Source organism: Pseudomonadales bacterium, assembly GCA_024234165.1.
Classification (GTDB): domain Bacteria; phylum Pseudomonadota; class Gammaproteobacteria; order Pseudomonadales; family UBA5518; genus UBA5518.
In genome coordinates this window covers 496785-511723 of sequence record JACKOP010000001.1, presented here as the reverse complement: position 1 = coordinate 511723, position 14939 = coordinate 496785, and the positions used below count along the sequence as shown (strand labels likewise).

8 protein-coding genes are annotated in these 14939 nt (G+C 65.6%); 2 read left to right on the top strand and 6 right to left on the bottom strand.

What is annotated here, in order from left to right; genetic code table 11:
- The first annotated feature begins 9 nt into the window (after positions 1–9).
- Entirely contained in the window at positions 10–2664 is a 2655-nt protein-coding gene (gene pepN, locus H7A12_02140) for an aminopeptidase N (protein ID MCP5319629.1), read from the top strand.
- A gap of 46 nt (positions 2665–2710) precedes the next feature.
- On the opposite strand, the gene H7A12_02135 is transcribed toward pepN, so the two are convergent.
- Genes H7A12_02135 through H7A12_02110 form a run of 6 tightly spaced genes read right to left on the bottom strand, consistent with a single transcriptional unit; the run spans position 2711 to position 9902 of the window.
- Complete coding sequence (locus H7A12_02135; protein ID MCP5319628.1) at positions 2711–4444, bottom strand: protein BatD; 1734 nt, start codon at positions 4442–4444, stop codon at positions 2711–2713.
- Positions 4444–6375 (bottom strand): VWA domain-containing protein, encoded by a 1932-nt coding sequence (locus H7A12_02130; protein ID MCP5319627.1) that lies wholly within the window; start codon positions 6373–6375, stop codon positions 4444–4446. Before H7A12_02130 ends, H7A12_02135 begins: the two co-directional genes overlap by 1 nt.
- A gap of 4 nt (positions 6376–6379) precedes the next feature.
- Positions 6380–7399 carry a VWA domain-containing protein gene (locus H7A12_02125; GenBank protein MCP5319626.1) on the bottom strand — a complete coding sequence of 340 codons (1020 nt, stop codon included), beginning with the start codon at positions 7397–7399 and terminating at the stop codon, positions 6380–6382.
- Positions 7396–7869 carry a DUF4381 domain-containing protein gene (locus H7A12_02120; GenBank protein MCP5319625.1) on the bottom strand — a complete coding sequence of 158 codons (474 nt, stop codon included), beginning with the start codon at positions 7867–7869 and terminating at the stop codon, positions 7396–7398. The genes H7A12_02125 and H7A12_02120 overlap by 4 nt, the downstream gene beginning before the upstream one ends.
- Positions 7866–8810 (bottom strand): DUF58 domain-containing protein, encoded by a 945-nt coding sequence (locus H7A12_02115; protein ID MCP5319624.1) that lies wholly within the window; start codon positions 8808–8810, stop codon positions 7866–7868. The genes H7A12_02120 and H7A12_02115 overlap by 4 nt, the downstream gene beginning before the upstream one ends.
- A 6-nt stretch (positions 8811–8816) precedes the next feature.
- Entirely contained in the window at positions 8817–9902 is a 1086-nt protein-coding gene (locus H7A12_02110) for an AAA family ATPase (protein ID MCP5319623.1), read from the bottom strand.
- A 113-nt stretch (positions 9903–10015) separates the two neighbouring features.
- Here H7A12_02110 and H7A12_02105 point away from each other — a divergent pair, with 113 nt between their 5' ends.
- Complete coding sequence (locus tag H7A12_02105; protein ID MCP5319622.1) at positions 10016–14875, top strand: NAD-glutamate dehydrogenase; 4860 nt, start codon at positions 10016–10018, stop codon at positions 14873–14875.
- Positions 14876–14939: the final 64 nt, after the last annotated feature.

The window sequence follows — 14939 nt, the reverse complement described above, 5'->3', positions numbered from 1 at the left end:
GCGTCGATGATGGACGATGCGTCACCGCGTGCGGTGCTGTTGCGTGACTACCATGTGCCACCGTATCTGGTGAGTCACGTCGATCTGCACTTCGAACTGGGTGACGACGCCACACGAGTGCGCAGTCGCCTGCGTATCGTGCGCAATCCGGCTGCAGTGCAGCCGACACGAACGCTGCGGCTCGACGGCCATGCGCTTGTGTTGCGCTCGATCATGCTCGACGGCGTCGCGCTGCCGACAGTGCGCTACCGCCACGATGCGGCCGGTCTTGAAATAGACGAGGTTCCGGATCGCTTCGAACTCGAAACGCTGGTCGAACTGCAGCCACGGGAAAACACCGCGCTCGAGGGGCTGTACCTTTCGCGTGGCATGTACTGCACGCAGTGCGAAGCCGAGGGATTTCGGCGCATCACGTTCTTTCCGGATCGCCCCGACGTGCTTGCGCGCTACACGACGACGATCGTCGCCGATCGCGAGCGCTTCCCGGTACTGCTGAGCAACGGCAACCGGACCGGTGCGGGCGATCTCGACGGCGGTCGTCACTGGGTGTGCTGGGAGGATCCGTTTCCGAAGCCCGGTTATCTGTTTGCGCTGGTAGCCGGGAATCTTGCCCGGGTCGAGGATCGTTTCGTGACCTGCTCCGGTCGCGAGGTCGTGTTGCGGATCTTCGTCGAAGAGAAGGATCTCGACAAATGCGGGTTCGCGCTGCGCTCGCTGCAGCAGGCGATGCGCTGGGACGAGGAAAGATTCGGGCGCGAGTACGATCTCGACACGTTCATGATCGTCGCTGTCGACGATTTCAACATGGGCGCGATGGAGAACAAGGGACTCAACATCTTCAACACCCAGGCAGTGCTCGCGAATCCCGCAATCACCACCGATGCAGCCTTCCAGCGTATCGCCGGGATCGTCGCGCACGAATACTTCCACAACTGGTCCGGCAACCGCGTGACTTGCCGCGACTGGTTCCAGCTCAGCCTGAAAGAGGGTTTCACGGTCTTTCGCGACAGTGAATTCTCGGCCGACACCGGTTCACGTGCGGTGCGCCGCATCGAAGGCGTGAACCTGTTGCGCAGCAGCCAGTTCGCCGAGGATGCCGGTCCGATGGCGCATCCGGTGCGCCCGGACTCCTACATCGAGATCAACAATTTCTACACGCTGACGGTCTACGAGAAGGGCGCCGAGGTGGTGCGGATGATCCGCGAGCTGATCGGTGCGCCGGCGTTTCGCCGTGGCTGCGACCTGTACTTCGTGCGCCACGACGGGCAGGCAGTCACGGTCGAGGACTTCGTGCGTGCGATGGAAGACGCGAGCGGACGCGATCTCGCGCAGTTCTTCCGCTGGTATACGCAGGCGGGTACCCCGCAGCTTGCGGTGAGTGACGAGTACGATGCCGTGAACGGGTGTTACCGCCTGCGTTTCGTGCAGAGTTGCGGGGCGACGCCGGGGCAGCCGTTCAAGCAACCCTTTCATATTCCGGTTCGCCTGGCGCTGCTCGGCAGCAATGGCGAAATCCCGCTGCGCCTTGCCGGAGAAGCCGTTGCAGGTGGGAGCGAGCGGGTGCTGGAACTCACCGACGCCGAACACGAATTCGAGTTCCAGGACGTGCGCGAACGACCGTTGCCCAGCTTGCTGAGAGGTTTCTCGGCGCCGCTCAGGCTGCGGTATGCGTACAGTCTGGACGACCTTGCTGCCTTGATGCGCCGCGACACCGATGGCGTGGCACGCTGGGACGCGGGACAGTCGCTGGCAGTACGGGTGTTGCAGCAACGGATCACCGCATCCGGCGCCGCGCCAGTGCCGGCGGCCGACGAGCACCTGCTCGACGGTTTTCGCGGGCTGCTCGGTGACACGTCCAGCGACAGGGCGCTGATTGCGCAGATGTTGATCCTGCCTGGCGAGGCGTATCTGGCCGACCTCGTCGAATCGATAGACCCGCAGGCTATCCACACGGCGCGGAGCAGTCTGCGCAGGGACATTGCGTCGACGCTGCGCGACCCGCTGTTGCGATGCTGCCTGGGGAACGTGGGTGGTTCGGCGTATCGTGTCGAAGCAGCCGACATTGCACGGCGAAGCCTGAAGAACGCCTGTCTTTCGTACCTGCTGTTGCTCGACGACGAGGAGGTGCGCGATCTGGCATACCAGCAGTACCACGCGCAGGAGAACATGACCGATGTGCTCGCTGCGCTGCACGCGATGCTGCAGGCAACAGGCACGATCGGACGCGAAATGGCGCAGGAAATGTTGCTCGATTTCCGTGCACGCTGGCATCACGAACCGCTGGCGATGAATCTGTGGCTGCAGGCGCAGGCGACGCGCAGCGGCATCGATACGCTCGACGAGGTGAAGCGCCTGCGTGTGAGCGCGGAGTTCGACGTACGCAATCCGAACAAGGTGCGTGCGCTGATCGGCAGTTTTGCAAACGCCAATCCGGGTTCCTTTCATCTGCCCGACCATGCCGGGTATCGCTTTCTTGGCGAACAGGTTGCCGAGATCGATGCGCTGAACCCGATGATCGCGGCGCGCCTGCTGGTGCCGCTCACACGCTGGCGCAGATTTTCGGCACCGTATCGTGACGGCATGCGTGCCGAACTCGAGAAACTGCTGGAACACCGTGGCTTATCACGGGACTGTTTCGAGGTGGTGTCCAAGAGCCTGGCCTGATCAGGACAACCCGCCGTCGCGGCTGCACACGAGCTCTGCCGTCGAACTATGCCGACCTGCCGTGGGGGTACAGCGGTGGCAGATCGCCCGCATGAAGGTCGTCGGACCCGCGCGGACCTCGCAGTCGCGTGCGATGCGCCGTAAGCCTGGCCAGGAACCCGGTAGCATCGATCAGCCTGGTGTCGCCTCGGTAGGTGTTGGCGAGGAGGCGTTCGTATTCGGCTGTCACGGCCGCGTCCGCGATCGCTGCAAGCGCGTCGCTGGCGCTGAGGATGTGCCGGTCCGGGAATGCAGCCATGCCCCATGCACGCAAGGCGGTGCGGATGCGTGCCAGATCCGCGCCGGTGCACGCGGCCTGCAGGGTGGCAAACGCGGAGTCCTCGTCCGGTTGGACGTTCCGGGCCGGCGCCGCGGGGAGGCTCGGGCGCGGACTGCGCGCGGCTCGCCGCCACCGCCAGCTCGTGAACAGGGTGCTGAGCGCAAACAGCAGCGTCGCGAGCATCCACGGCAGCGACGGGTTCGCAGCGGCGGACTCGCCTGAGCCGGGAAGACCGGATGCATCTGTCGTGTTGGTTGCCGGATCCGTTTCGCCTACCTGCCTTGACGTAGCCGGTTGCGCTGTCGGTGTGCCGGCCCCGGCTACTGCAGGCTGGATCTCGATCGTGCGTTCCGGAATCAGGGCGGCTTCGAAGCGCCGATTGACGGTATCCCACCAGCGCAACTCGACCGGAGGCAGCACGAAGGTACCGGCGTGCTCGGGGATCACGGCGGCACTTTCGGTGCGGGTGCCGGTGATGCCGTCTTCGCCCGGGGTGTCTTCGAGCCGTGGCTGGTCGGGGTAGAAATGTAACCCGGGTGTCGCTGTCGCCGGTAGCGAGGGAAGTTGTGCCGCCGTCAATCCGTGTGCGCTCAGCGTGACCGTGCGCGTTGCCGAATCGCCGGCCCGCAGCTGCTGCGGGTCCTTGTCCCAGGTTTCGACCAGCGTCAGCACGCGTGCTGGCAACCATGGCGTGGCGTGATCCACCGGAGGCAGCACACGCAGCTGCTTCTCCTGCGAGCGCAGGCGGATGGCGCGTGCGCCGAACTGGTCGAACCAGCCACCGCCGGCGCGGCCGACTGCGGCACGAAAGCCGATCGACGGTATCAGCAGCTCGCCACTGCGCTGAGGGAAAACGGCGTAGCGGCGCTCGAATACCGCGAAGCGTCGCCCGCCGATAGTCCTGGTATGGGTGTTCTCGCCGAGTTCGCTGACGATGGCGCCATCGATCACGAGTGGTTCCAGCGTCGCACCGCGTTCGAGGTTCACGGCATGCAGCACGCGAACGGAGACCAGCAGTTGCTGTTGCACGTGCAGCTCGTCGGCATCGGCCTCGACTTCGAGCCTGATGTCGCCACTTCCAGCGGCTGCCGCGGAGTCGGTGTCGACCGTGACGGTGATCGGATCCGTTTTTTCGCCGTCGACCGCGAGTGAGGGAATCTGCAATTGACCGCTGCGTCGTGGTGCCAGCGTGATCTGCCATTCGGTGGCGGTCTCACGCTGTCCACCGCCGATCGAAAAGCTCGAGCTGCGACTTCTTTCCAGCACTTCGAAATCCTGCTCCAGAGCCGTGAGATCGGGAGCGTCGGCGTCCAGGCTCCCGCTGACGCGGATCGTGAGCTGCAGGCTTTCGGACAGGGACAGATGCTCGCGGTCGACGCGGGCTGTGACGCCGGCAGACGCGCTTGCGGCACCGAACGCGAGCAGCAGCAGGATCAAGCGCCACAGCGTCAGCGATTCCATCACCACTTGCTCCTGCCGGATTCGTCGTTACGTGACCGGTTCTCGTACTCGAACTTGCGCCGCAGCAACTCGCCCGGGTCGTCCGGGATGCGCCGCAACCAGTGCTCCATCGCCTGGTCGTCTTCGCTGTCTGCGGATTGGTCGGGCGCAATCGAAGCGGCGCCGCTGACGGATTCTGTGTCTTCTGCGGCGTGTGTTGGCGATTGCGCCGACGCTGCACTGCCTTCTGCCTGCGGTTGCACATCTCGAGTCTGGCCGGACTCGTCGCCCGCACCCGCAGCATCGTGTTCCTGCAGTTGCTGCACGGCTGCGGAGTCTGCGCCGGTTGCGGCACTCGGTTCGGTCGCTGGGCTTCCGTTGGTGCCGGCTCCGGGGTGTGTTGCGGAATCGGCTCTGGCATCGGGTCCGGACGGTCTTGCGGAATCGCTACCGCCGCTCGATCCCGGCCGGGGTGCGGACGGCGCCTGCGCGGTGTCGGCTTGCGGGGTTCCGGCTGCCTGATCCTGCGAGTCCGCCGGTGAGCCGTTGCGATCGTTGCCGCCAGTCTGCGGGTTGGCGTTGCGCTGGCGTGCGAGTTCCTCGACCAGACGACGGTTCGCGGCTGCGTCGGCAAGCTGCGGGTCACGTGCGAGGGCGGCGTCGTAGGCTGCGATCGCGGCGTCGAGCCGACCGGCACGCGCCAGCGCGTTGCCACGGTTGTAGTGCGCCGTCGCATCGTCCTGCTGGGACCAGCTCCGGGCTGCACCGACGTAGTCTCCTGACCGATATTGCGCTGCACCGCGCCATGCCGGGGAGCGGAACAGTCCCGCGGCGCGTTCGGCTTCACCGGCAGCGAGAGCCTGCGCTCCCTGCTGATCCTTGCGCAGCCACAGATCGCGCCATTCGAGCGCGTCGGCGTGTGGTGCGGGCAGCAGTGCCGCCAGCGTCAGCGCAAGCAGCCAGCCCCGCCGGAATGCCAGCGCTGCCAGTGGCAGCAGCGCGAGAGCCAGCCACGGCGCCCGGTCCTGCCACTGATCGAAGCGGCGGTTCGTGTCCGCGGATGTGCGTGCCGGTACCGCTGCTTCGGCAGGCAGCAGGTAACGGATATCGCTGTCGTCCACACCAAGCTGCGCAAAGCGCCCGCGCGCCGTGGCCGCGGCATCGCGCATCGTTGCAAGATCGACTCCGGGAACGCGGATGCCACCATCGGGGTCGCGCAGGAACCCGCCGTCGGGTAGCGGAACCGGTGCGCCTTGCGCGGTGCCGACCGCAAGCAGCGAGAAGCCGAGTCTGGCGCCAGCGAGGGTATGCGCGACCGTTGCCTGCGCGGAGCGTGGAAATGCGTCGGCGACGAACAGCACGCGACCTTCGTTCAGCCCCGCACCATGCAGCAATTGCGCGGCCAGCTCCGCGGCAGTGCGCGGATCGTTACCGGGTTCGGGCATGATCGCGGGGTCGAGCGCCGCCAGCATGGCAGCCAGCGTGTTGACGTCGTCGGACAGCGGAGTGACCACGTGTGCGTCGCCCGCGTAGACGATCAGCGCGGTCAGGCCGTCGTGGCGTGCGGCGAGGATGTCGGCGATCTTGTGGCGTGCGCGCTGCAGCCGTGACGGGGCAAGGTCGGTGGCGCGCATGCTGGCGTCGAGTTCGAGTGCAATGATCAGCGCATCGTTGCTGCGCTCCACCGGCTCCGGCAGCCGCTCCCAGGCTGGTCCGGCAAGCGCCAGCACGCCGAGCGTCCAGCCGCCGAACAACAGCATCGGCAGCGCCTTCGATCGCTTCGCGTCGCTCGGCAGCAACAGGTGTGGCAGCAGCATCGGGTCGATCAGCTCGCCCCACACCGGCGGGCGGCGGTGCCGGCGTGCGAGCCACAGCGTGAGCAGCGCGCACGGCAACAGGGCGAGCAGCCACCACGGGCGCAGGAAGTGAAAGTCGGTCAGCAGGGCATGCACCGGGTCAGCCTCCACGTGGCGATGTGCTGCGCTGTGGCCGCAGCAGGCTGGCAGCGAGCACTAGCGTCACCGTCAGTGCAAGCGCCAGCGGCCAGTGCGCCAGCGAGACCCGTGGACGGTAGTAGAGCGCGTTCTGTTCCACCGGCTCGAGGCGATCGAGTTCGGTGTAGATCCGTTGCAGTTCGCTGCCATCGCGTGCGCGGAAATACTGCCCGCCGGTAAGTTCCGCGATCCGGCGCAAGGTGTTTTCGTCGAGGTCTGCGGATGGATTCAGTCGTCTCGCCCCGAACATGCCGCCCAGCAGCCCCGGCAAGCTCATCGATTCCGCACCGACGCCGATCGTGTAGACGCGCAGGCCAGCCCGCGCCGCGAGTTCGGCTGCCTGCAGTGGCGGCAGCTCGCCGGCCGTGTTGGCACCGTCGGTGACCAGTATCAGCACGCGCGCGTGTTCCGGACGGTTGCGCAGGTGCTTCACGGCGAGCCCCAGCGCATCGCCGATCGCGGTCTGGCGTCCGGCGAATCCGATGCGCGCCTCGTCGAGCAGCCGCTGCAACGTGGCGTGGTCGAAGGTGAGCGGTACGTGCAGGTAGGCGGCGCTCGCGAACAGGATCAGCCCGATACGATCAGCAGTGCGTCTGCCGATGAAATCGCGTGAAACCCGCCGCACCACGGCAAGACGGTCGGCGGTGTGTCCGTCGAGTTCGAGGTCTTCGGTCAGCATGCTCTCGGAAATATCGATCGCGAGCATCAGGTCGCGACCACTGGCCGGAGTGGCGACGGCATCACCGACCTGGCGAGGTGCGCTCGCAGCCGCTACCAGCGCCAGCCACACCAGCGACATCAGCGCGAGGCGCACGTGCGGCAGCCGCCTGCGTTGCGATCTGCCATCCGGCGTGACGGCACTGCTCACCGCGTGCGGGAAATAGAGCGCCGCGTCGTACGACGGGGCGCGCCGCCACAGCAGGCGCAACACGAGTGGCAATGGCAGCAGCACCGCGGCCCATGGCTGGGCGAACTCGATCACCGGTGCCGCCTCAGCCAGCTGCGGCACACGCAGTACAGGGCGGAGGCATCGTATCGGCATGCCGGATCATACGGTGCGTCGGCCAGTGCACGCCCGGGTCCGTGGCTGAATGCATCGGTACGCCCGCTGCGGTCGAGAAACGCAAGCCAGTCCGTTCCGGTCAGCGCTGCAATCTCAGCCGGCGGGTAACGACACAGTGCCGCCCGGCGCAACAAGGCGTTGCCGGCGGCGGCAAACGCTGCGGGATCGGCGTGTGCGTGCAGGCTTGCGAACAGCACCTCGAGCTCGCCGAGTGCAGCGCGCCGGTAGCGGTTGCGTCGCCGGTGGCGCGTTGCCAGCACGCACACCAGCACCAGGGCGATCGCGGCCAGTGCAGCAAGGAGCCACCAGCCGAAGGCGGGCGGCCACCAGCCGATCGGTGCAGGGAAGTGGATTGGTTGCAGGCCGGCGAGGGGGTCAGCGGCGTTCATCGTGCAGTTCCGCGGAACGCGTTGGCGAGGGTGGTCGCGGCAGCCTGGTCGGTGGGCAGTGCGATGAATGCCGCACCGAGCCGCCCGAATGCCTGCGCAGCGTCGCCTGCGTTGCGCTCGAACCGTGCCGTGTGGTGCTGCCGGGTTCGGTCGTCGTCGGTATCGATCACAACGCGTCGGAGCCCATCGCTGGCAGGCGCAGCACCGACGGGCGGCAGTTCGCGTTCGAGCACGTCGTATACGTGGATCGCGCAGCTCTCGGTATGGCGTGCAAGCAGGTGCAGCTCCCTGGAGCTGGCGGCATCCCAGCCGGAGAAATCGCTGATTGTGATCACCAGGCTGCCGGGACGCACGATGCGGCGCAGTGCCGCGAAGGCGGGTGCAAGCGGTGCAGCCGCTTGCGCCGCAGAGGGAATGCCCAGGCGGTGGTTGAACTCGTGGCAGCTCCGCAGCAGTTCGAGCACGGCACGATGATCGCGACGTGGGCGGACCTCGTGTTGTCCGTGTTCGCCGATGACGAGGCCGCCGATGCGATCGCCGGCGGCGAGTGTCGCCCACGCAAGCAATGCCGCAGCGTGTGCAGCCTGCACCGACTTCAGCGTGCGGCGGCTGCCGAAGAACATATCGCGGCGCTGGTCGACCAGCAGGAATACGGGACGTTCGCGCTCCTCGCGGAATACGCGGGTGTGTACGCGTCCGCTGCGGGCAGTGACACGCCAGTCGATGCTGCGGACGTCGTCGCCGGCCGCGTAGGCACGCAGTTCCTCGAATTCGATGCCGCGTCCGCGCCGGGAACCGGTGTGCATGCCGGCGGCTGCATTGCGTGCCGGCGGGGCGCGCAGCCTGATTCGTGCCGCCTCGGCGCGCAGCCGGATCAGTTCGTGCAGGTCGCAGAAGGCTCCCTGGGCGTGCGACGCCGGTGTCGCAATCCGTCTTCGCATGGTCGATCAGCCTACGGGGACCGCGTTCAACAGCTCGTCGATCACGCGGTCCGGCGTCGTTCCGCTTGCCTCCGCATCGTAGTTCAGGATCAGGCGATGCCGGAACACGTCGCAGAGCACCGTCTGCACATCGTCGGGAGCAACGAAATCACGCCCTGCAAGCCATGCGTGGGCACGTGCAGCACGATCGAGGCCGATCGTTGCGCGTGGACTGACGCCGTAGTCGACCCAGCGTCGCAGCGGGCCGTCACCGCGCGTTGCCAGTGCGAGCTGCACGATGTACTCCTCCACCGCCGGTGCCATGTGCAGCTCGAGGACCGCTGCACGCGCCGCGAAGATATGTTGCTGGCTGAGTATGGATGGTGCCGGGGCCGGGGCATGTGCAGCCTCGCGACGCGCGAGACGCAGGATCTCGCGTTCGGCCTGCGCATGCGGATAATCGACCTGTACATGCAGCAGGAAACGGTCGAGTTGCGCTTCGGGCAGCGGATAGGTGCCTTCGTGCTCGATCGGGTTCTGTGTCGCCATGACCAGGAACAGTGCGGGCAGTGCGTGAGTCGTTCCTCCCACGCTGACCTGCCGCTCCGACATGGCTTCCAGCAGCGCTGACTGCACCTTGGCCGGTGCGCGGTTGATCTCATCGGCGAGCACAAGGTTGTGGAACACCGGGCCGCGCTGGAAACGGAAACTTCCGTCCTCGGGGCGATAGATGTCGGTACCGGTCACGTCGCCAGGCAGCAGGTCCGGCGTGAACTGGATGCGCTGGAAATCGCACTCGATGCCGCGTGCGAGCTGGCGGATCGCACGGGTCTTGGCAAGACCCGGAGCGCCTTCGACCAGCAGATGGCCGTCGGCGAGCAGGGCAATCAGCAACCCGTCGACCAGTCGCTCCTGGCCGATGATTTCCTGTCTCAGCCAGTTGCGCAGTTGCGCGACCGGTTCGCTCTGCGTGCTCAAGCCATATCTCCTTCTACCTGCGGCGTGCCTTTGACGGCGTGCATTGTAGCCAGCCACAACGACGATCCAGTGTACGCCGGATGTTTCGGTTCGTTTCGACCGCCTGTGGCCGCGACGGTTCCGTACCGACACCATTACTGACTGGCTCCTGCTGACATTGCTGACTGGCACCTGCACTGCGACGGTTCCGTACTATGCTTGCGCGAATCGGCTTCCGTGGCGGGATATGGCGCAGTGCAGGTGGCGAGATGAATGATTCGGCGGGCAGAGAGCGGTTTCTGGTGTCGATTGACGAACTGATCGACCGTAGTGCAACCGTGAACGGAGTCGCGTCGCTGAAGGCTTTTGCGGCGGAGGTGATCGGCAATATCGACTTCGAGGACATCCGCGACCGAAATCCACAGGATGTGTTCGCGGCCATCGACTACGCATGGCGCTATCTGCAGCACTACGATCACGCCGGCCCGAAGCTCGCGGTCTTCGATCCGCGCCGCGAAGAGCACGGCTGGACATCGCGCCATACGGCGGTGCTGGTACTCACCGAAGGCATTCCGTTCGTTTCGGAATCACTGCGGCTGGAGCTCAACCGGCGCAACATCGTGATCCACGTGCTGCTGAGTTCGGACCTCACCGTGGAGCGTGACACGAACCATCGGTTGCAGCGCATGCTGCCGGCGACCGTAACCGCTGACGGTGTGCGCCGTCGGCGCGAGGCGCTGGTGTATATGGAAATCTCGCGTATCGGTGACCCGGTCGCGCGTGCGGAACTGGTGGGGGTGCTTGCTGGCGTGGTTGCCGAGGTCGCCTGTGTAGTCGGCGACTTTCCTGCGATGCGTGAATCGGTACTCGAGCTCATCGAGCGTCTGCCCGGATGTTCCACGGGCATTGCCGAGGAACAGTGGCAGGAGAACCGTGCGTTGCTGCAGTGGCTGCTGGCGCACAATTTCACGTTTCTTGGCCATGAGGTGCTCGATGTGGAGTGGGGCGAGGCGGGCCCACGCGTCGAGGTGCGCGCAGGTTCGGCGCTTGGGCTGTTGCGCACTCGCAGGACGCCGGGAGCGGACTTTCTTGCGCAGGATCTGGCCGGATCCGGACCGCAGGTGCTGCGCGAACGTCCGCAGGCGCTGTTCTTCAAGTCGACGCAGCGCTCGCGCGTGCATCGCTCGGCACACCCCGATTATGTGACCGTCCGCTGTCACGACGCCGCAGGCCGGGTCGTGACGCAGCACAATTTCCTTGGGCTGTTTGCCGCTGCGGTCTACTCGATGGATCCCGAAGAGATTCCGATCGTGCGCCGCAAGGTGGCGAGGCTGATCGCGCGGGCACGCCCGGATGCCAGCAGCCACCGCGAACGGACTCTTCGCCGCGTATTCGGACTGTTGCCGCGCGATGAACTGTTCCAGTCGGACGAGGAGCAGTTGTTCCGCACGGCGATGCGCATCTTCCACATCCAGGAGCGGCGCAAGACCCGACTGTTCATTCGTTTCGATGCGCGCAGACGCTTTGCGTCGTGCCTCGTCTACATGCCGCGCGACGTCTACTGCACGGAGATCCAGCAAAAGATCGAAGCGATGCTGATGCAGGTACTCGGTGCCGATGCCTCGGAGTGCACCACGTTCTTTTCCGAGTCGGTGCTGGTTGGCACGTATTTCGTGATGCGTCTCGGCTCCCCGCTCCCCACCGAACCCGACGTCGATGAGCTTGAGTCCAGGGTCGTACGTCTGTGCGAACGGTGGCAGGAACAACTGCAGCAGTCGCTGCTCGCAGAGTTCGACGAAGAGGAGGGCATGCACCACATGCGCCTGTGGGGGGAGGCCTTTCCCGGTGCCTATCGTGACGACAACGATGCCACAACGGCAGTGGCAGACATCCGCGAGTTCGAGCGCTGCGCACCCGGCGTGATGCCGGGGGTACGCTTCTATCGCTCCAGCCAGGACGAGGAATCGATGCTCCGCTTCCGGCTCTACTGTCCGGATCATGGCGCGATACTGTCGGATGTGATTCCGATGCTCGAGAACCTCGGCATGCGAGTGCACGGTGAGCGGCCGTATCGACTCGTGCGCGCCGATGGACGTGAGTTCTGGCTGCACGATTTCACGCTGAGCAACGCGCTTGCCGCCGGGATCGACATCGCTGCGGTGGCACCGGCGGTACAGGCTTGCTTCGTCGCGGTGCATGCCGGGCGTGCCGAGAACGACGCGTTCAATCGTCTGGTGCTCGGTACGGGGTCCGAGTGGCGCGAAATCGCGATCCTGCGTGCGTACGCGCACTACATGAAGCAGGTGCGCTACAACGTCGCACCGCAGTTCGTCGCCGAAGTGCTGGGCCGGCATCTGCCGCTTGCGCGCGCGCTGATCGAACTGTTTCGCGTGCGTTTCGATCCCTCTGGCGATGACTCGCTGCGCGGTCGGCTCGAGGAGGAGGTTGCGACGCGGATCCAGGCGGCACTCGAGGCGGTCGAACAGCTCAACGATGACCAGGTGCTGCGCGCGTATCTCGCGCTGATCCGCGCCACGCTGCGGACCAACTGGTTCCGTCGGTCTGGCGATGATGTCGCGCGGGAGCATTTCTCGTTCAAGTTCGACTGCGCCCGCGTACCGAGGTTGCCGCGACCGGTACCGATGTACGAGATCTGGGTCTATTCACCGCGTGTCGAAGGTGTGCATCTGCGCTACGGACGCGTGGCGCGTGGCGGGTTGCGCTGGTCGGACCGCCTGGAGGATTTCCGTACTGAAGTGCTGGGTCTGGTGAAGGCGCAGCAGGTAAAGAACGCTGTGATCGTTCCGGTAGGTGCCAAGGGTGGCTTCGTGCCGAAGCGGCTGTGCGCCGAAGCGGGGCGCGATGCCGTGCAGGCCGAAGGTGTGGCCTGTTACGAGATCTTCATCGGCGGGATGCTCGATCTCACCGACAATGTGATCGATGGCGTGACGGTGACGCCGCCGGAGGTGGTCTGCCACGATGAGCCGGATCCCTATCTCGTGGTCGCGGCCGACAAGGGTACCGCGGCGTTTTCCGATATCGCCAACGCGTTGTCGGAACGCTACGGATTCTGGCTGCACGACGCCTTCGCTTCGGGTGGCAGCGTAGGCTACAACCACAAGCGGATGGCGATCACCGCGCGCGGTGCGTGGGTCGCGGTGCAGCGCCACTTTCGCGAGCGCGGGGTGGATGTGCAGCAGGATCCGGTCAGCGTGATCGGGATCGGCGACATGTCGGGCGACGTGTTCGGCAACGGCATGCTGTGCTCGCGCAGCATCCGGCTCGTGGCTGCCTTCGATCACCGGCACATCTTCATTGATCCCGACCCCGATCCGTCGGCGGCGTGCGCCGAGCGTGAACGCTTGTTCGCGTTGCCCCGTTCGAGCTGGGCGGATTACGATCCGGCGCTGATCTCGCGCGGTGGTGGCGTATTCGCGCGCAATGTGAAATCGATTGCACTCGGTGCGGAGATGCGCCGTCTGCTTGCCACCGATGCCGAGCGTCTGACTCCTGCCGAACTGATATCCGTGCTGCTCGCGGCACCGGTGGATCTGATCTTCAATGGCGGCATCGGTACCTGGTTCAAGGCGAGCGACGAGGATCACGCCTCGGTCGGCGACAAGGCGAACGATGGTGTGCGCATCGATGCAACCCGGATTCGTGCGCGCGTCATCGGCGAGGGTGGCAACCTTGGACTGACGCAGCGTGCGCGTGTCGAGTTTGCGGCGGCCGGCGGCGCCTGCAATACCGACTTCATCGACAATTCGGGTGGGGTCGATTGCTCCGACCACGAAGTCAACATCAAGATTCTGCTGAACAGGATCGTCGCATCCGGCGAGATGACGTCGCAGCAGCGCGCGGCGTTGCTCGAAGACATGAGCGACGAGGTTGCGTGCCTGGTACTCGCGAACAACTGTCGCCAGACACAGGCGGTCAGTATTGCGGAGCATGATGCGCCCGCGCGCATCAACGAACATCGTGCGTTGATATCCTCGCTCGAAGCCCGTGGCGTGCTCGATCGGCGCCTCGAGTTCCTGCCCGGCGACGATGCCCTGGAGGAACGGCGCACGCGGGGCAAGGGCCTGGTCCGGCCAGAGCTGGCCGTGCTGATGTGTTATGTGAAGGGCCAGTTGAAACGCGACATCCTCGCCTCGGATCTACCCGAGGATCCGTATCTGGCGCGAAGCATCGCGCGGGCGTTCCCGGCGCGTCTGGTCGAACGTTTCGGTGAACGGCTGCTGCAGCACGAGTTGCACCGCGAAATCATTGCGACGCAGATCGGCAATGATCTCGTGGACCTGATGGGCATCACCTTCATCGAGCGTCTGCAGCAAAGCACCAACGCCAGCATTGCAGCAATCGTGAAGGCGTATGCGAAGGCACGCGACGTGTTCGGGCTGCATCAATGGTGGAGCGTGGTGGAAGGGCTGGATCATGCGGTGGATGCACGTGTGCAGCTCCAGGTGTTCGCGGATCTGCAGCGGCTGCTGCGTCTGGCCACGCGCTGGTTCCTTCACAATCGGCGCGCCAACCTCGACCTCGGCGCCGAGGTCGCGGCACTGGCAGCGCCGGTGGCACATATCCAGGTGGCGATGGGCGAGTACGCACGTGGCGAGCAGCAGCTCGCATGGCGCAAGCGTCATGACGAGCTGCTGGCTGCAGGGCTGCCGCAGCCAGTGGCGGTGGGGCTCGCCGGTTCGTCGATGCTGGTTGCGGCGCTCGGGATGGTCGATGTAGCGCGGATGCAGGGGCTAGCGGTGGAACGTACGGCACGGATTGCCTTTGCGCTGAACGAGCGCCTGGATTTCTACTGGTTCGGCAAGCAGATCAGTGCACTCACGGTCGACGGCTACTGGCAGGCCATGGCGCGCGAGTCCTATCTGGATGAGCTCGACTGGCAGTTGCGTGCGGTCGTTGCACAGGTGGCGCAGACTGCGCGGGAAGCGGCAGCAGAACAGGATATCGAGCGTTGTCTCGAGTGCTGGGAATCCGCGCGGGCGCCAGCCGTGGCGCGGTGGCGCTTGCTGCTGAAGCAGATCCGTGATGCGCGCACGCAGGACTACGCGATGTACGCGGTTGCCGTGCGTGCGCTGCTCGCGCTGGCGCAGCCGCAGCCGTTGGCGCCCTGAACCGCAGCCCGCGGCGCGTTCGATCGGTTATCCTTGGCGCCCCATTCGAATCGATCGGTCCCAG